20 protein-coding genes and 1 tRNA gene are annotated in these 17,574 nt (G+C 62.0%); 8 read left to right on the plus strand and 13 right to left on the minus strand.

Annotated elements, in window-relative coordinates; genetic code table 11:
* Positions 1-66: 66 nt before the first annotated feature.
* Entirely contained in the window at positions 67-948 is an 882-nt protein-coding gene (gene rarD, locus AC56LV_RS14205) for an EamA family transporter RarD (RefSeq protein WP_499558537.1), read from the plus strand.
* 116 nt (positions 949-1,064) lie between these two features.
* Positions 1,065-2,732 (plus strand): energy-dependent translational throttle protein EttA, encoded by a 1,668-nt coding sequence (gene ettA / locus AC56LV_RS14210; protein WP_183554795.1) that lies wholly within the window; start codon positions 1,065-1,067, stop codon positions 2,730-2,732.
* Between the two features lie 148 nt (positions 2,733-2,880).
* Here ettA and AC56LV_RS14215 read toward each other — a convergent pair whose 3' ends face one another.
* Positions 2,881-3,816, minus strand: a complete 936-nt coding sequence (locus tag AC56LV_RS14215) for a glycosyltransferase family 2 protein (protein ID WP_499558538.1) — start codon at positions 3,814-3,816, stop codon at positions 2,881-2,883.
* A gap of 296 nt (positions 3,817-4,112) precedes the next feature.
* On the opposite strand from AC56LV_RS14215, the gene AC56LV_RS14220 reads away from it, so the two are divergent.
* A complete protein-coding gene (locus AC56LV_RS14220) occupies positions 4,113-5,315 on the plus strand; it encodes a glycosyltransferase family protein (protein WP_499558540.1) in 1,203 nt (400 codons plus the stop codon).
* Between the two features lie 150 nt (positions 5,316-5,465).
* Here the strand turns inward: AC56LV_RS14220 and AC56LV_RS14225 are convergent, their stop codons facing one another.
* The 9 genes from AC56LV_RS14225 to AC56LV_RS14265 all read right to left on the minus strand — a co-directional run bounded on the left by AC56LV_RS14225 (position 5,466) and on the right by AC56LV_RS14265 (position 12,133).
* On the minus strand, positions 5,466-6,038 hold the full coding sequence (locus AC56LV_RS14225) for an outer membrane beta-barrel protein (RefSeq protein ID WP_482896768.1): 573 nt from the start codon (positions 6,036-6,038) through the stop codon (positions 5,466-5,468).
* 178 nt (positions 6,039-6,216) lie between these two features.
* Positions 6,217-6,813, minus strand: a complete 597-nt coding sequence (locus tag AC56LV_RS14230; RefSeq protein ID WP_499558542.1) for an alpha-ketoglutarate-dependent dioxygenase AlkB family protein — start codon at positions 6,811-6,813, stop codon at positions 6,217-6,219.
* A 56-nt stretch (positions 6,814-6,869) separates the two neighbouring features.
* Positions 6,870-7,232: a hypothetical protein gene (locus tag AC56LV_RS14235; RefSeq protein WP_499558544.1), complete on the minus strand. Its 363-nt coding sequence runs from the start codon at positions 7,230-7,232 to the stop codon at positions 6,870-6,872.
* 122 nt (positions 7,233-7,354) lie between these two features.
* Positions 7,355-7,732 carry an MAPEG family protein gene (locus AC56LV_RS14240; protein ID WP_499558546.1) on the minus strand — a complete coding sequence of 126 codons (378 nt, stop codon included), beginning with the start codon at positions 7,730-7,732 and terminating at the stop codon, positions 7,355-7,357.
* 43 nt (positions 7,733-7,775) lie between these two features.
* On the minus strand, positions 7,776-8,615 hold the full coding sequence (locus AC56LV_RS14245; protein WP_499558548.1) for a Rossmann-like and DUF2520 domain-containing protein: 840 nt from the start codon (positions 8,613-8,615) through the stop codon (positions 7,776-7,778).
* Between the two features lie 4 nt (positions 8,616-8,619).
* Complete coding sequence (locus AC56LV_RS14250; protein WP_499558549.1) at positions 8,620-9,198, minus strand: DUF924 family protein; 579 nt, start codon at positions 9,196-9,198, stop codon at positions 8,620-8,622.
* Positions 9,199-9,258: 60 nt separating this feature from the next.
* Entirely contained in the window at positions 9,259-9,999 is a 741-nt protein-coding gene (locus tag AC56LV_RS14255; RefSeq protein WP_499558551.1) for an MgtC/SapB family protein, read from the minus strand.
* Positions 10,000-10,023: 24 nt separating this feature from the next.
* Entirely contained in the window at positions 10,024-10,290 is a 267-nt protein-coding gene (locus tag AC56LV_RS14260) for a hypothetical protein (protein WP_183554813.1), read from the minus strand.
* Position 10,291: 1 nt separating this feature from the next.
* On the minus strand, positions 10,292-12,133 hold the full coding sequence (locus tag AC56LV_RS14265; RefSeq protein WP_499558553.1) for an aminopeptidase P family protein: 1,842 nt from the start codon (positions 12,131-12,133) through the stop codon (positions 10,292-10,294).
* A 144-nt stretch (positions 12,134-12,277) separates the two neighbouring features.
* On the opposite strand from AC56LV_RS14265, the gene AC56LV_RS14270 reads away from it, so the two are divergent.
* The gene (locus tag AC56LV_RS14270; protein WP_499558555.1) at positions 12,278-12,874 is read left to right on the plus strand and encodes a hypoxanthine-guanine phosphoribosyltransferase; all 597 of its coding nucleotides are present in this window, start codon (positions 12,278-12,280) and stop codon (positions 12,872-12,874) included.
* A gap of 213 nt (positions 12,875-13,087) precedes the next feature.
* On the opposite strand, the gene AC56LV_RS14275 is transcribed toward AC56LV_RS14270, so the two are convergent.
* Both AC56LV_RS14275 and AC56LV_RS14280 read right to left on the minus strand, forming a co-directional pair.
* Positions 13,088-14,041: an NAD(P)H-dependent flavin oxidoreductase gene (locus tag AC56LV_RS14275; RefSeq protein WP_499558557.1), complete on the minus strand. Its 954-nt coding sequence runs from the start codon at positions 14,039-14,041 to the stop codon at positions 13,088-13,090.
* A gap of 88 nt (positions 14,042-14,129) precedes the next feature.
* A complete protein-coding gene (locus AC56LV_RS14280) occupies positions 14,130-14,324 on the minus strand; it encodes a DUF1289 domain-containing protein (RefSeq protein WP_183554821.1) in 195 nt (64 codons plus the stop codon).
* 110 nt (positions 14,325-14,434) lie between these two features.
* Between AC56LV_RS14280 and AC56LV_RS14285 the strand changes: the two genes are divergently transcribed.
* Complete coding sequence (locus AC56LV_RS14285) at positions 14,435-14,914, plus strand: hypothetical protein (RefSeq protein ID WP_499558559.1); 480 nt, start codon at positions 14,435-14,437, stop codon at positions 14,912-14,914.
* Between the two features lie 144 nt (positions 14,915-15,058).
* A complete protein-coding gene (locus AC56LV_RS14290) occupies positions 15,059-16,138 on the plus strand; it encodes an extracellular catalytic domain type 1 short-chain-length polyhydroxyalkanoate depolymerase (RefSeq protein WP_499558561.1) in 1,080 nt (359 codons plus the stop codon).
* 4 nt (positions 16,139-16,142) lie between these two features.
* Here the strand turns inward: AC56LV_RS14290 and AC56LV_RS14295 are convergent, their stop codons facing one another.
* A complete protein-coding gene (locus AC56LV_RS14295; RefSeq protein WP_499558563.1) occupies positions 16,143-16,334 on the minus strand; it encodes a cysteine-rich CWC family protein in 192 nt (63 codons plus the stop codon).
* A 170-nt stretch (positions 16,335-16,504) separates the two neighbouring features.
* On the opposite strand from AC56LV_RS14295, the gene argB reads away from it, so the two are divergent.
* Positions 16,505-17,434: an acetylglutamate kinase gene (gene argB, locus AC56LV_RS14300; RefSeq protein ID WP_183554827.1), complete on the plus strand. Its 930-nt coding sequence runs from the start codon at positions 16,505-16,507 to the stop codon at positions 17,432-17,434.
* 42 nt (positions 17,435-17,476) lie between these two features.
* A tRNA-Thr gene (locus AC56LV_RS14305) sits at positions 17,477-17,551 on the plus strand.
* Positions 17,552-17,574 lie beyond the last annotated feature (23 nt).

Consider the following 17,574-nt stretch of genomic DNA (forward strand, 5'->3'; position numbering starts at 1 on the left):
GGCGCGCCAGCAGCATGCTACTTATTCAGTGATAATGTCGGCCCTGCAACCTCGCCTCCCCTCCCCATGCGTTCCGGCATTATTTACGCGGCCCTGGCCTTCTTCTGCTGGGGCTTGTTCCCCATCTATTTCCACGCCTTGGGCGAGGTGCCGCCGCTGCAGATCCTGGCGCATCGCATGCTGTGGTCGCTTGCTTTCCTGCTGGTGCTGCTGTTGCTGCGGCGCGACTGGAAGTGGCTGCAGGTCGTGCGCCAGCCGCGCGTGTTCTTCAGTTTCGTGCTGTCGGCCCTGCTGCTCAGCGCCAATTGGCTCGTGTATATCTGGTCGGTGATGAACCACCATGTGATCGAGGCAAGCCTTGGCTATTTCATCAATCCGCTGGTCAATATCGTGCTGGGTTATCTGATCCTGAAAGAACGCATGCGCCCGCTGCAGTGGGCCGCCATTGGCGTGGCGGCGCTGGGCGTGGCCTGGCTGACCTGGCAGGCCGGCACGGTGCCGTGGATTGCGCTGTTCCTGGCGCTGTCGTTCGGCGGCTATGGCTTGCTGCGCAAGACGGCCGCGCTGGGTCCGCTCGAGGGATTGTCGTTCGAGACCATCGTGCTGTTTCCGCTCGCGGCCGGCTACGTGATCTGGCTGACGGTGCACGGCCAGAACGTGTTCATCAACACGGCGTCGGATACCACGCGCTGGCTGCTGATCATGGCCGGCCCGCTCACGGCGATCCCGCTGCTGCTGTTTGCTACCGGTGCGCGCAAGATCCCGCTGTCGATCCTGGGCCTGTTGCAATACCTGTCGCCGACGCTGCAATTCCTGCTCGGCGTGTGGTTGTTCAAAGAAGCGTTCTCGGCCGATCGCCTCGTCGGCTTCGTGCTGATCTGGAGCGCGCTGGCGCTGTTCGCCGGGGAAGGATTGCTGCGCCGGCAGCCCGTTGCGGCCAAGGCCTGAGGGGGCGTATCGGGGGCATATCTGGGTCGCATGCGGGGCAGATTTGCCAAGAAATCCTGTGTCGGGTGCGGGTTCTGTCGTATCCTGTGCACCTCGAACAACACCAGAGTACAAGCATGGCCAATTACGTCTATACCATGAACCGCGTGGGCAAAATCGTCCCACCGAAACGCCAGATTCTGAAGGACATTTCCCTGTCCTTCTTCCCGGGCGCCAAAATCGGCGTGCTGGGCCTGAACGGATCGGGCAAATCGACCCTGCTGAAAATCATGGCCGGCATCGACACCGACATCCAGGGCGAAGCCCGTCCGATGCCGGGCCTGAACATCGGCTACCTGCCGCAGGAACCGCAGCTCGACCCTGAAAAAACCGTGCGCCAGGAGGTGGAATCCGGCCTGGGCGAAGCGTTTGAAGCGCAAGCCAAGCTCGAAGCCGTCTACGCAGCCTACGCCGAAGAAGACGCCGATTTCGACGCGCTGGCCAAGGAGCAGGAACGCCTGGAAGCGATCATCTCGTCGTCCGATGGCGGCAACCTGAACCTGCAACTGGAAATGGCCGCCGACGCGCTGCGCCTGCCGCCGTGGGATGCAAAGATCGCTGTGCTGTCGGGCGGTGAAAAGCGCCGCGTGGCGCTGTGCAAGCTGCTGCTCTCCAAGCCCGACATGCTGCTGCTCGACGAACCGACCAACCACCTGGATGCCGAATCGGTCGAGTGGCTCGAGCAATTCCTGCTGCGCTTCCCGGGCACCGTGGTCGGCATCACCCACGATCGCTACTTCCTCGACAATGCCGCCGAATGGATCCTGGAACTGGACCGCGGCAGTGGCATTCCATGGAAGGGCAATTACTCGTCGTGGCTGGACCAGAAGCAGGCGCGCCTGAAGCAGGAAGAATCGACCGAATCGGCCCGTCAGAAAGCACTGGCGAAAGAACTCGAATGGTCGCGCCAGAATCCAAAGGCACGCCAGGCCAAGTCGAAAGCCCGCCTCGCGCGCTTCAACGAACTGTCCGAGTACGAATACCAGCAGCGCAACGAGACGCAGGAGATCTTCATTCCCGTGGCCGAACGCCTGGGCAATGAAGTCATCGAATTCAAGAACGTCTCGAAAGCTTTTGGCGACCGCCTGTTGATCGACAACCTGTCGTTCACCGTGCCGCCAGGCGCGATCGTCGGCATCATCGGCCCGAACGGCGCCGGTAAGTCGACGCTGTTCAAAATGATCACCGGCAAAGAGCAGCCGGACAGCGGCGAGGTCAAGATCGGCCAGACCGCGCGCGTGTCCATTGTCGACCAGCACCGCGACGAACTGGCCAATGCCAAGAGCGTGTTCGAGGACGTCTCGGGCGGCGCCGACATGCTCAGCGTCGGCCGTTTCGAGATGCCGTCGCGTGCGTACCTGGGCCGCTTCAACTTCAAGGGCTCGGACCAGCAAAAGATCGTCGGCAACCTGTCCGGTGGTGAGCGTGGCCGCCTGCACCTGGCCAAGACGCTGCTGCAAGGCGGCAACGTCCTGCTGCTCGATGAACCGTCAAACGATCTGGACGTCGAAACCCTGCGCGCACTGGAAGACGCTCTGCTCGAGTTCGCCGGCAGCGTGATGGTTATTTCCCACGATCGCTGGTTCCTGGACCGCATCGCGACCCACATCCTGGCATTCGAAGGTGATTCCCAGGTGACTTTCTTTGACGGTAACTATCAGGAATACGAAGCCGACAAGAAGAAGCGTCTGGGTGAAGAAGGCGCCAAGCCGAAGCGGATTCGCTACAAGCCGCTCACGACCTGATCGACGCGGGGACGACGCGCCCTTAGCAAAAGCCCGCCATTTGGCGGGCTTTTTCATTGTCGGGGAGTCCACTTTTTCGCGACAACTGCGTTTGAACGACGTTTTTTTTACGCCTACCCGGCCGCAACAGGACCAGGCGCCGAGGCGGCTATACCGTACTGTTACGCAGGCTCAGAAAAGCTGCATTGCCTTGTTTGCTGCGTTCGAGGTTGGCGATGATCATCTTCTTGTCCATTGCCGAGAAGAGCTTGAGCTTGCGTATTTGCAGTTTGACGGCCTTAGTGTCGCGCCCGAGCAATCCGAGTACCAGATGGGCATACAGCGTGACTGCTTCGCGCGTAAACGAAATGGTCTTGTTGGGATCTGAACTTCGCTGCACCAACTCACGCCTGTACACTTCGCCATCTTCGAAAAATTTGCTCACAATACGCTGCTCGCGGTCGTGAGAAATGCGCGCGCCCGGTGCGACACCGAGTTTCAGGCGATGGTACTGCAAGCGATTGGTGTAGTTGTCGTCCTCGCCATAATGGAAGAAAGAAGGACTGAAACCGCCAACTTTTTCCAGGCACTCGCGTGACATGAGCCAGGCAGCGGCATTTACGAACGACACGTCGTAGATCTCTCCAGCTTTGCCGAAGAAAATGTCCGAATACAGGCCATGGCATTTGTTTGGTGCGATGTAGTTCGAGAAGCCATAGTCAAGCGCATCACCGGCGCCGTTCATGTGCATCGGGCTGATGACGCCGTAGGCTGGATGGGCGCGGTGTACTGCGACCAGTCGTTCAACGGCATCGGGTTCGATCCACGCATCGTGGTTCAGCAGGAATACATAGTCGGCGCCCTGCTGATAGGCCAACTCCATGCCAACATTATTGCCCTTGCCAAAGCCCAGGTTCTTCCCGGTGCGGACAATCTGCACTTCGGGGTAACCTGCCTCGATTCGAGCCAAAGTGTCATCGGTCGAACCGTTGTCGATGACAATCGTTTCAAGTGGAATCGTCGACTTGCGGAGACTGGAAAAACACGGCTCGACCCACTTCGCCCCGTTATAGGTGACGATCACAACGAACACCCTGGCACTCATCTCTTGATTTCCTTAAATGACTCTGGACGTTTCGACTTTACTTGGAACCTGATCCGACAGTTCTGTTCTTGGAGAACGCGATATGTTAACTAAATTGATGCGACATTTGCTGTAGCGAGGATGCGACGTGCCCACGCAGACACATTCTTTCATTTTACACAATGGAAAATTTAACAACTAGAGTTTCTTTTAAAAATGGTATCGTACTGCAGTATTGCTTTTTTATCTGCACCAACTACCTTTCTGACTGATCTGATGCTTGTATACCGACCCTATTTTTTTCATGAGAGCTGCGTATGAGTGGCCAGATGCAGGCGCATGCTGCGTTGCTTGTAAAGCGGATACGTAGAAACATCTATTTTCTATGGCGTCATCATGGGCCGATGTTCCTGCCTCGTGGATTCTCTGGTGTATTGAAGGGCAGTTCCAGGCCGGTGCGTCGTGTCGCACTTGTCATCAAGGGCAAGAATGCGCACCCTGCCACAGCGCACATTCGGGTACTGCGCGCTTTTCGCATGCTTGAAAAGCGCATGTCCGTCGACTCGCGCGCTGTCACAGCATCCTGGCTGTTGAATGGCGGAGCAGCTCAGGTCGATGCCGTGCTGGTGCAGCGCGATGCCCTGCCACCAGAGATGACAAATGACCTCATCGATACACTGCGTTCGGCGAACATCCCTCTGATCTATGAGATCGATGACTGGCTCTGGAATCTTCCTGCAGACCATCTCGACCATGGTATCAAGGAGGCGCACAAAGGCTCGATGCAGCAACTCGCCCGGGCAGCGGCCATCGTTACCGTATCGACCAGGCGCCTGGCAGAGATTCTGGAATCCATCGGCTGCACCGTAACGATCCTGCCGAATGGCCTGGATGAAACCATTTGGGCGGATCCTCTTCCTGCCAGCTTTATAGAAAAGATAGGCCAGGACAATCGGTTGATGAGTCCCAGCCTCAAGCTTCTGTATATGGGGACCATCTCGCATTCGCACGACTTGCAGCTGATATTTCCGGCAGTCGAGCGCTTGCGCCAACACTATCCCGACCTGGAGATTATCCAGATCGGCGGCGGCGCCCTGCTACCGGGTGCGCGTGAAATCGTGCCTCCAGCAGGAGAATATCCAGAGTTCGTCCGCTGGTTCCGCGCCGTGTGTTCTTACATGACCATGGCCATCGCACCGTTGCGAGATAACGAGTTCAATTCCGCCAAGTCAGACATCAAGACACTGGATTACGGGTTTGGCCTGGTTCCTGCGATCTACAGCAACGTGGGGCCCTACGGCGACAGCGTGCTGCATGGCGTTACAGGACTGCTGTGTGAGAACACAGCAGAAGGCTGGCATGGCGCGATGGATCTCATGTTGCGTAGTGAGACGATGCGCTCGACAATCAAGGCCAATGGGCTCGCGAACGCCAACCAGCGCAGATTGTCGGCCCAGGTCCTGGTGCAGTGGGAAGACATTCTCACGCAACTGTTCACTGGGCAATCGCCAAAAACCTGATCGTCCAGTAAACCAGCCACTGTCGGGAAAAGAAATGGCCCGGCTGACGTTCAACCGGGCCACAGGGCTTGACCAGAATACAAGTTTGCATCAAAAAAAGCCCTGCCGGGAGCAATCCCGGCAGGGCTTTTTATTGGCTACGCGGTCTGTTTAGAACGAGTATTTTGCGCCGATGGTCAGTGCGTTTGGACGCACGCCGAAGTCACGGGTGCCGCCGAAACGCTCGTACTCAGCGATCACAGCCACGTCCTGGTTGATGTTGTACTGAACACCCAGGGCGCCGTAGGCGTTGTTGTCGCTGTCACGACGGCTCAGCGACGAATTGATCGCCGACAGTTCGTTCACGTCATGCGACACGCCCAGCTTGGCGTAACCGACCAGCTTTTCGGTCAGCGGCGAGCTGAACTTTGCTGCGACGTAGGTCGAACGGCCATCGACCACACCGCTGGAAGCAACTGGGCCCAGGGTGTAATAGATGTCGGCGCTACGGAAATCGGTATGACCGACTTCAACAGCCCAGTTTGGGGTGAACTCGTAGCCACCGAACAGCTTGGCCGATGCCTTGATGGTATCGATGTCGGCAGTAGTTGCGCCCGGTACGCGGGACTCATAGTCGGTAGCGACTGCACCGGCGCCAACGTAGGCGCGCGGGGTGAATTCTTGGGCCTGGACAGCCGACACAGCGGCGGTGGTGGCGAGCAGGGCGACGATCAGCTTTTTCATCTCTAAATTCCTCTTTTTGTTCATCTAGTTCGTGATTCACAATGAATCGCGATAGGGTCAAGATAACACTGTCGAAAGATCAAGTCCGTCGCGATTCCGTAAGAACTGTAAGAAAGTGTAACTAAATGACCCATTGGTAAGTAATATTTGCCACCCTATAAGCGATATTACTTAGAACTTAGACGATGTTCCTGAAAGTTAGATTAATTCTGGCTTGTAACGGTTTTGTCATCTTGTTGATCCCATGCAACCAATAGCGCTGCGTGTCACCCGCCATCAGCAGCAGGCTGCCATCGCCTAATGCGACGCGAACCGTGTGTTTCTTGTGTTTGTGCTTCAGGACAAAAGTGCGTTCCTCGCCAAAACTGAGGGATGCAATCGCGGGTCGGCAGCCCAATTCGGGCTCATCGTCGCTGTGCATGCCCATGCTGTCACGCTCGTTACGGTAATAGTTCAGCAGGACACTGTTGAAGGTGTGCCCCGTTGCAGCTTCGACGGCATCGCGCAGAACCGTCAGTAGCGGTGTAAACGGCGTCGCCTGCAGGCGCAGGCCGGAATAGGCATAGGCTTTGTCGCCATACCACGCACTCAGCCGGGGTTGCAGGTGCCGCTTGCCGTACACGACGACGGTTTCTTCGCGCCAGCCGGTGTCGGCCAACAGGCGCGCGAAGACCTCGGCATTCGACCAGGGCAGTGGCAATTGGGCCATCCAGCCCAGTTCACCATCTTCGAACGGCAGCGGGAGCAGGCCCGCTTGCGGTGCAAATAAATCCATCGACAATCATCACGCCAGGCATGGTGAAGGCCACCATGGCGTCATTCTCGCATGGCTTATGCGTAAGCTTCTGCCAGGCTCATGACGCGTGGCTCCATCTTGATGCCGACGTTGCCGAACAAGGCATCAAGCGCCGCCAGATTGGCGCTGCACTCGTCCGTTTTCCAGCCCTTGAACAGGTCGGTGCCATCTTTCTGGAAATGCAGCTCCAGCACCTTGCCCCTGTCGCGGTGAATATAGTTTTGCTGATGGACGTTCTGAAAACCCAGCTCGGCCAGACCGGCAAGCACGGTGTGTGGCGGATTGTCCGGATCAGTGGCAAGGAATACACCGAAGGTCTTGCCCGGCGGCTTGGCCGCGACGTCCACTTCGTAGATTCCAGGCGCCTTGGTGGCGTTCGTACTTTTCAAAAACAGCATCACGGTGCTCCTGGCGCGCTAGTGACCCGCGAGATAGTTCGCAGATCGCTTTTCAGTTAATCAGTCTGCCAGCATATTTCCATATGGGAACTTTGTCGACTGAAGTTTTCGCTTTACCCGGTTTACCGCATGACCAGGCCAAAAACTGTGGCGCCAATCAACACGGCGCTTGCCAGCATGCTCACGATGAACCCGATTTCGCGCTTGGCCGGATTGCGGTAGTAACCCAGCGCATACAGGATCCGGCCTACGCACCACAGCAAGCCCCCGGCAGCCGCCCACACGTCACCCAGGAACATGGCGCAGAGCCACAGTGGCACGAGCACCAGCGGCAGCATTTCCAGCGTATTCATCTGGACGCGATGGGCGCGCAAGAACCCTTCGGGACCGTCCATTGATGGGGCCGGCACCTTGAACTGGATGCGGGCGCGTGCAGCATTGCCCCAAGTCCAGAAATAGACACCAAGCACGGCGAGCGTGGCCCAGGCGGTGAAGAACATGGTTTTCCTTTGTGACTGGCGTGAATGAGAAGGTCGTTGTCGCTCAGCTACCACCATGCTTGCGCCGTGCCAGGTCGGTCGTGGGCGGCACCAGCGCGCCGTACAGGCGGCCCGTTGCGTCATCCCAGTCCAGCAATGCCTGTTCTTGCCGCGCGACGGTGGCAAGGTCGCCGCGCGCGACAGGGCCGCTGAGCGCGGCGGCCGGGCCGAGGCGAAACACATTGGCCAGCGTCTCGGTGGCCAGCGGTTGCGCCAGTTCGCGCGCCACCGCTTCGGGAATCCCGGCGGCCTGATAGGCGCGCAGCGCTGCGTCGAGCACCGTGGTCAGGTAGTTCGACGCGAACACGGCGGCTGCGTGATAGACCGTCTTGGCCGCGCCGTCGATCGGCACGAGGCGCGCGCCGATGGCCTCGAATGCGGGGCCCAGCAGCGCCAGCGCCGCCGCGTCGCCCTCGACGCCGCAGAAGGTGCCGGCGAATTCGCGCGCCACCTGCTGCGGATCGGCGAAGCTGCGGATCGGATGCACGCTGGCCACCAGTGCGCCGCCTGCACGCGCCGCCTGCAGCGCAGACGATGCTTTCGCGCCGCTGCAGTGAAACACCACGGCGCCAGTCAGGTCATGCGCCTGGGCCAGCTGCGCGGCGACCGGCTCGATCTGATCGTCGCTCACCGCCAGCAGCCATGCTTGCGCCGGGCGCAGCTGCGCAGCATCGGCGCAAGCATGGCCGGCGCCAATGAACGCGACAGCTGCCTGCGCGCTGGCAGGCGAACGGGTGAGCACATCCTGCAGCGCAAACGCGCCGCTGGCGGCGAACAGGCGCCCCAAGACGCGGCCGACGTGGCCTGCGCCGACCAGGTTGAGCGTCGGGGTCAGCGTCGACATCACGTCAGAAGCCGGCGCCGGGCTGGCTCAGGTAGTCGAGTTCTTCGGGTGTCGAGGCGCGCCCGAGAATCGGATTACGGTGCGGGAAGCGGCCGAAGCGCGCAATCACGCCGCGGTGGCGGTGCGCATAGTCGAGCGCTTCATCGAAGCCCTCGTGGTCGGCGGCCAGCGCGGTGAACTGGTCGACCGCAAGCTGCTGCATGCCGGCGTCTTCGGCGTGCTCGAACGGCATGTAGACGAACTGGCGCTCGATGGGTGCAAGCGCCATGTGCTCGCCGGCGTCGACCATCTGGCGCGCGGCGCTCAGTGCCAGCACATCGCCGGCGAACGATTCCGGCGCGCCGCGATACACATTGCGCGTGAACTGGTCGAGCACCAGGATGCGCGCCAGCACGCCGCGCGCGCCCTGCTCGTCCCACTCGCGCAGGCCGCCCGCAACCGCGTGCGTGATCGTCGTGCCGAAGCGTTCGCGGATGACGGCGTCGAACGCCGGGTCCTTGCGGTACCACTCGGCGCGCGCCTTGCCATGGTCAGGATGGGAAGCTGGCAGGAACCAGAAATCGAGAACTTCTTGTGCGTCCATGAATAAACCCCGTTGGTATTGTTATGGTGATGCAGTCGATATTTATGCACTACAGCGTTATCAATTGCGTGCGTGCGACAGCTGGAACGCTTCGACACCCTCGGTGGCGTCCAGCTCGCGCGCCAGTTCCGACAGCGGTGCGCCGGTCTTGCGCGACAGCGCCAGCGCCACGAAGCGCCACTCCTGGCGGCCATCGTCGCTGCTGATGGTGAGCGAACTGCCGGCGATTTCATAGCCACGCGACAGCGCCAGTTCGCGGATCGCCGCTTCGCGCGGCAGGAATTCGGGCCGAAAACGCATCCGCACCGCCACCGCGTGGCGCGATGGCAGCAGCGTCTCCAGGCGGTTCAGGTAAATCATGATCATCGACGCCAGGAAGGCTAGTCCCATCGCGGCCAGGTAAAAGCCGATGCCGACCAGGATGCCGATGACCGATGAAGTCCAGATCGAGGCGGCCGTCGTCAGGCCGCTGATATTGAAGCCTTCGCGCATGATGACGCCGGCGCCGAGAAAGCCGATGCCGGTGACCACGCCCTGGATGATCCGGGTCGGATCGACCGGCGCCATGCCGGCATGCCCGCCGTACCAGATCTCGGGGTAGCCCGCGAGGATCGTCAGCGCCGCCGACGCCATGCACACGAGGCCATAGGTGCGCATGCCGGCCGCGCGCCCGTGATAGGCGCGCTCGTAGCCAACCAGGAGCCCGAGCACCAAAGCCCCGGCCAGGTGCAGCAGGATCAGGCCATTGGTGAACAACTCGCGGGTCGACCAGTAGGCCGAGAACAGGTCGCGTTCCGTCATGCGCGTGTCAGCGAACGGGCGCGGTCAGGCCGGTGGCTTCTTGCGCACCAGCTGCTTTTCGAACGCGATGTCGTTCTTGCTCATGCGCGGCTGCTCCTGCGGCCCCAGGCCCTTGACGAAGGTGACGAAGTCGTCGAGCTCCATCGGCGCGCACAGCGGCGGGCTGCCGGGCGCTTCGGACAGGTAGAAGTGGCCATCGCCGGTGCGCGCCATCGAATACAGGGGATTACCGGTGCGCTGCTTGAGACGGTCGACCGCGCTGCTGGCGCGTGTGGAACGGGAACTTGCCATGTCAGATTGCCTCCGTGCGCAGCATGAGCCACTCGAACGCGGCGCCTTCGACGTGGGGCGTCAGGCGCGCACGCACGGTGGCGTGGTAGTCGTTGAGCCAGACGATTTCATCGGGACGCAACAGGGAACGATCGAGGCAGCGGGTGTCGATCGGGCATAAGGTGAGCGTCTCGAAGGCCAGGTATTCGCCGAATTCGGTCTTGTTCGCGACCGCGTTCAGTACCAGGTTTTCGATGCGGATGCCCCAGCGGCCCGGACGATAGATGCCCGGCTCGATCGACGTGATCATGCCCGGCTCCATCGCGGTGTGCGGGTCCGGCGGCACGGCCGGCGAAATCGTCTGCGGGCCTTCGTGCACGTTCAGGAAGTAGCCGACGCCATGGCCGGTGCCGTGGCCGTAGTCGATGCCGGCGGCCCAGATCGGGGCGCGTGCGATCGCGTCGAGCAGCGGTGCGCGGGTGCCGCGCGGGAAGTGGGCGCTCGACAGCGCGATCAGGCCTTTCAGCACCAGCGTGTAGTCGCGCCGTTGGTCCGCGCCTGGCGTGCCGACCGGGATCACGCGCGTGATGTCGGTGGTGCCGCCCAGGTACTGGCCGCCCGAGTCGATCAGCAGCAGGCCGTCGCCTTCGATCGTGGCGCAGGTGGCTGCTTCAGCGCGGTAATGCATGATCGCGCCATTGCTGTTGAAGCCCGCAATGGTCGAGAAACTCGCGCTGACGAAGTTCGGGCGGCGCGCGCGGGCGGCGGTGATGCGCGTGTCGATGTCGACTTCGTTGATTGCACTGCGGCCTGCGTCCGCCAGCAGTGGCTCGAGCGCGGCGAAGAATTCGCACAGCGCGGCGCCATCCTGCTCCATCGTGGCGCGCACGTTGACGGCCTCGCTATCGAGCTTGCGCGACTTGGCGAATGTGGTCGGGTTGATCGCCTCGACCACGTTCACGCCGCTGGCCACGCTCGCGCGCATGCCGGCCGTGACGCGGCGCGGATCGAGCAGCAGCGTCGCGCCTTCTGGCAGCGCTTCGAGCGCATGCACGGCGTTCTCGTACGGCGCCAGGTGCACGTCGTCCGCTTCCAGGCGCGCACGTACGTCAGCCGGCACCTTGCCTTCACCAACGAACAGCGTGGCGTCGCCACGGCCAATCAGCGCATGGGCCAGGAACACGGGATTGAAGCTGACGTCGGCGCCGCGCAGGTTGAACAGGTAGGCGATGTCGTCGAGCGTCGAGACGAAGTGGAAACCGGCGCCATGCGCTTCCATCGCCGCGCGCGTGGCCTGCAGCTTGTCGGCGCGGGTGGCGGTGGCAAACGGCGGCAGGTGCTCGAACACGGCGTCGGCCGGCAGCGCCGGGCGCTCGCTCCAGACATCGTCCAGCAGATCGAGATCGGTGCGCAGCGCGACGCCCCTGCCCTGCAGCGCATCGGCCAGCAGGCGCGCGCCGGCCAGGCCCAGCACGCGCGCATCGACGGCGGCAGTCTGGCCGGCGGCCAGGTTGGCGGCGAGCCAGTCGACATGCAGCTGGCTGGCCGCGCCCGGGATCTTCATCAGCGCGATCTCGGTGCCGGCCAGTTCGGTTTCGGCCTGCGTGAAGTAGCGCCCATCGGTCCAGACGCCGGCAAATTTCGCGGTGGCGATGAAGGTGCCGACCGAGCCCGTGAAGCCGGACAGCCATTCGCGGCCCTTCCAGTGACCGGGCAGGTATTCCGACAGGTGCGGGTCGCTCGACGGCACGATGACGGCGTCGATGCCGTGGCGCGCCATGGCTGCGCGCAGCTGTGCGAGCCGGTCGGCGCGGACAGTCTGGGAATCGAGGGAAGTGCTGGCTTGTTCGGTGGCTGCGGACATGGGCGGAGGCGTCGATTTGTTTTCCAAGCTGCGTATGATACGCCCCATTTGGCGTCGCCGACATACGCGGGGCGCCCCAACCGGAACACCCTCCAGCCCGAGGATCACGCATAATGGCGCGGCATCCACCAGACATAGAGACCCATGCTCGATTTCCATCATGAGCGCGCCCGCGCGCTGTTGGCGAATGCCACGCAGATCGTCACGCCGACTGAAGTCCAGGCCGCTGTCACCAGCGTCGCCGACCAGCTCAATGCGCGCTTTGCCGCGCCGGGCGCCACCGAGTTCCCGCTCGTGCTGGGCGTGATGGGCGGCGCGGTCGTGTTCACCGGTACCCTGCTGCCGCAACTGGCCTTCCCGCTCGACTTCGACTACATCCACGTCAGCCGCTATGGCGACGACGACCGTGGCGGCGAACTGGTGTGGAAAGTGATCCCGCGCCAGAACGTGGCGGGCCGCACGATTTTGCTGGTCGACGACATTCTCGACGAAGGCGAGACGCTGGCCCACGTCAAGCAGCGCCTGCTGGACATGGGCGCGGCCGAAGTGATGGTCGTGGTGTTTGCCGACAAGGACCTGGGCCGTGCCAAGCCGATCACGGCCGACCTGGTCGGATTGAGCCTGCCGAACAAGTTCGTTGTCGGCTTCGGAATGGACGTGTATGGCTACTGGCGCAACCTGCCGGGCCTGTGGACGATCCGGCCCGAGGATTTGAAGCAGCCTGAGACGCCGGCAGCCTGAGCCGGACGATGCCGGTGGCGGCCGACGCCGGTGTCGATGCCGGCGCCGATGTTGGTACCGATGCCGGTGCCGTAGGGTGGAAGGCTACGCCTTCCACGCGTTCAACCAACGGCTTCCCTTCGCTACGACAAACCTCTGCGCCAACCTGGTTTGAACGCGTGGACGGGGAACCCGTCCACCCTACGAACGAGGCGGACGGGCGCCGCCATGCATTTACAGCGCGAGGCGCGCGCGTGCCGCCATGTATTCGGCGCTCAAGCGCGCGACCATGTCGGCCACCGTCGGCACGTCATCCATCAGGCCGACGCCCTGCCCTGCGCCCCAGATATCGCGCCAGGCCTTGGCGCTGCCCGATCCAAAGCTCATCTTGCTCTTGTCCGATTCGGGCAGGTTGTCCGGGTCCAGCCCGGCCGCGACGATCGATTTTTTCAGGTAGTTGCCGTGCACGCCCGTAAACAGGTTCGTGTAGACGACGTCGGCCGCCGTTGATTCGACGATCGCATGGCGGTAGTCGTCGCTGACGTTCGATTCTTTGGTCGCCAGCCAGCGCGAACCGATGTAGGCAAAGTCGGCGCCCATCGCTTGCGCGGCCAGGATTGCGTCGCCCGTGGCAATCGAGCCGGACAGCGCGATCGGTCCCTTGAACATCTTGCGGATTTCGCCCACCAGCGCAAACGGCGACAAGGCGCCCGCATGGCCGCCAGCGCCAGCGGCCACCAGGATCAGGCCGTCGACGCCCGCTTCCAGCGCTTTCTCGGCATGGCGGATCGAGACGATATCGTGCAGCACGATGCCGCCATACGAATGCACGGCGTCCATCATCTCGCGCGGCGGTGCGCGCAGCGACGAAATGATGATCGGTATCTGGTGCTTGACGCAGACTTCGACGTCATGCGCCAGGCGGTCGTTCGACTGGTGGACGATCTGGTTGACGGCGATTGGGCCGACTTTCTTGCCCGGATTGGCCGCTGCATAGTCGGCCAGTTCGCGCTGCAGGTCGGTCAGCCAGACGTCGAGCATCTCGGCCGGCCGGGCATTGAGTGCCGGGAACGAGCCGACGATGCCGGCCTTGCACTGGGCTGCCACCAGCGCGGGCCCGCTGGCAATGAACATCGGCGAAGCGATGACGGGAAGGGACAGGTCTTGCAGCGCAGCAGGCATCGTCATGGAAGCTCTCGGTGGTGGGTGGAGGATAGGCCAGATTATAGCCTTGAGAAAAGTACGACCGTGCTAGATTCCTGCCTCTAAACGACCGTTACTGCCAGTCGATCTCGCCCTCGCGGCGCCGGATCTCGGCCCAGATCGCGCGTTTGGCGTCGTCCGTGGCCGTGCCCCAGGCGACGATTTCATCAATGGTGCGCAGGCACCCCTGGCACAGCCCCGTCTCGGGGACCATCTGGCAGATATTGATACAGGGCGACGGTACGGGGGTTTGCAGTTCGGGAGCCATCGTTCGCAGTGGTGAAAAATAAAGTGGCATTATCGCGCGGCTGGCAGTGCAGCGCCGCGTGTTGCCTGTCTTTTACTATACTGGGCAACGCCACTTTGCACGAGGTGTCCATGAAATTACGATCTGTTTTGCTGGCTGGCCTGTTCGGCGTGTCCACGACCGCCTCCGGCCAGATACTCTCTCCCGACGGCTACGGCAAGATCGGGTTCGGCCAGCGGCTGGGCGCCGTCGAGCGCCAGCTGGGCCAGCGCGCTTCTCCCCGCCCGGCCGACCCGGCCTGTTCGATGGTGGCCTTCAAACGGTATCCCGACATGCGTTTCATGGTCGAAAACGGCGTGATCACGCGCGCGGACGCCAACCGGATCGTGCGCAACAGCGCCGGTATCACGGCGCGCATGTCGGTGAAGGATGCGCAGCGCCATCGCCCGGCTTTGACGGTCGGGCCCCACAAATACGACGAGAACGGCCAGTACCTGACACTGGCCAAGGGCAAGGACAAGGCGCTGATCTTCGAAGCAAGCAAGGGCAAGCTGCAACGCATGCACGCGGGCATCAAACCGGCCGTGGAATACGTGGAAACCTGCGGTTGAGCATTCGTTGGCGCTTGATGTGATCACATAGATCAATGTTCCGTATCTAACGTAACAGCATATATAAGGGCCGTTCGGCAACGCTGGCAAGGTTCGTGTAAGCTCATGGCCTGAAATTGGTGCACTGCACAAAAAAGGAATGCCATGAAACTCAACCGACTCATGCTGGCGCAAATGCGCAGCGCAACCCGAACGCTCTGGCGCTCGGGTCCGGTGACCCCTGGCGCAGCAGTACGGCAAGCGATGAGCAACGTCAACGCGTTGCACCGGGTCGCCCGACAACAGATGCGTGACTTCACGCTGACGGTGACGGCGCCGGAATCCGCGCCGGCCCCTGCGCCCGCCGTCACGCCTGCGGCCGCGCCCGCAGCAACGGCCAGCGCGCCACTGACCGGCACCTTCATCGCCGGCAGCCACACGAACGCCGCCGGCACACGCGACTACAAGCTCTACGTTCCAGCCAGCTACACGGACGGCCCCGCGCCGCTGGTGGTGATGCTGCACGGCTGCACACAGGACCCGGACGACTTTGCCGCCGGCACCGGGATGAACGTGCTGGCCGAAGAGGTCGGCTGCCTGGTGCTGTACCCGGCGCAAAGTAAAAGCGCCAACCCGTCGCGCTGCTGGAACTGGTTCAACGCCGTCGACCAGCGCCGCGATGAAGGCGAGCCGTCGCTCATTGCCGGCATGACGCAGGCGATCATGGACACCTACAGCGTCGATGCGAGCCAGGTGTATGTCGCCGGCCTGTCCGCCGGCGGCGCGATGGCCACCATCATGGGCACGCTGTATCCCGACCTGTACGCCGCCGTCGGCGTGCATTCCGGCTTGCCATTTGCGTCGGCCAACGATCTGTCGTCGGCCCTGGCGGCGATGAAGGGCGACTTCCGGCGCAGCCAGCTCGAGAACCAGCCGCTGCCGGTCATCGTGTTCCATGGCGACCGCGATACGACAGTGCACCCGGCCAATGGCGAAGAGGTGGTGGCCCAAGGCGCACGCCATTTGCCGCAGCCAGGCACGACCGAACCGGGCAACGTGCCGGACGGCCATGCCTACACGCGCACGCTGTATCCGGCCACGGATGGCACCGTGCAGGCAGAACACTGGCTGGTGCATGGCGCGGGCCATGCGTGGTCGGGCGGGCAGGCAAACGGCAGCTACACGGACGGCAAGGGGCCTGACGCCAGCCGCGAAATGATGCGCTTCTTCCGCACCCAGCGCTGAGCCGTCAGGGCGGTGCGGCAGCTGGGGACTGGCCCTGCGCGGCAATGTGGGCGCGCAGACAGGCCGGACACCAGCAGCCGACCGCTTCCTGCGGCACCGCCACCGCCGCCGGCAATGCCGTACACCAGCACGGCGCGCTGTCGCCATCGGCCATGGCGCAGCTGAACGTGGCGCCGCAGCGCGTGCAACTATTCATGGCCTGAACAGCCTTGAGGATGGATGGCGAACGGCGGGAATGGCATGGCAGGAGTAGAGTGGTGGGTACTGCTATAAAATACAACGAAACGCCGCCCACTCCCCACAAGGTTTACGCTGTTTTTACGGCATTTGGCTGTAAAATCTCGCGACAATTATTTCGGACTCTCCATGAACGCTCAAGTGACCAGCCTGACCACCGACGACCAACCTAACGACCTCGCGGGCGTCTCCCCGGCGATCAAGGCGCAGATCCTGGCCGAAGCGCTTCCGTACATCCGTAATTTCCACGGCAAGACCATCGTCATCAAATACGGCGGCAACGCCATGACCGACGAGCGCCTGAAACACGGCTTCGCACGCGACGTCATCCTGCTCAAGCTGGTGGGCATGAATCCGGTCGTGGTGCACGGCGGCGGCCCGCAGATCGACAATGCGCTGAAAAAAATCGGCAAGCAAGGCACGTTCGTGCAGGGCATGCGCATCACCGACGAAGAAACCATGGAAGTGGTGGAGTGGGTGCTGGGCGGCGAAGTCCAGCAGGACATCGTCATGCTGATCAACCACTACGGTGGCCAGGCCGTGGGCCTGACCGGCAAGGATGGCGGCCTGATCCGCGCGCGCCGCATGGCGATGCCCGACAAGGAAAAACCGGGCGAGTTCCTCGACATCGGTTTTGTTGGCGAGATCGACGCCATCAACCCGGCCGTCGTCAAGGCGCTGCAGGACGACGCATTCATCCCCATCATTTCGCCGATCGGCTTTGGCCAGGACGGCCAGGCCTACAACATCAATGCCGACGTCGTCGCCGGCAAGATCGCTGAAATCCTGAAAGCCGAAAAGCTGATCATGATGACCAACATCGCCGGCGTGCAAGATAAATCGGGCAACCTCGTCACCGACCTGTCGGCACGCGAGATCGACGAGATGTTCGCCGACGGCACGATCTCGGGCGGCATGCTGCCCAAGATTTCATCAGCTCTCGACGCTGCCAAATCGGGCGTGAACACCGTTCACATCATCGATGGCCGCATCGAACACTCATTGCTGCTCGAAGTCTTGACCGAACAGGCTTTTGGCACTATGATCCGGTCTCATTAAATTTTTTGTGGCGGAAACAATCGCCACAGAAAAACCAGTACCGCCCTTTTAGCTCAGTGGTAGAGCACTCCCTTGGTAAGGGAGAGGCCACGTGTTCAATCCACGTAAAGGGCACCATCGCTTCACCTCCCCTCTGCTTT

It is taken from the genome of Telluria sp. RB2R28 (assembly GCF_059685835.1).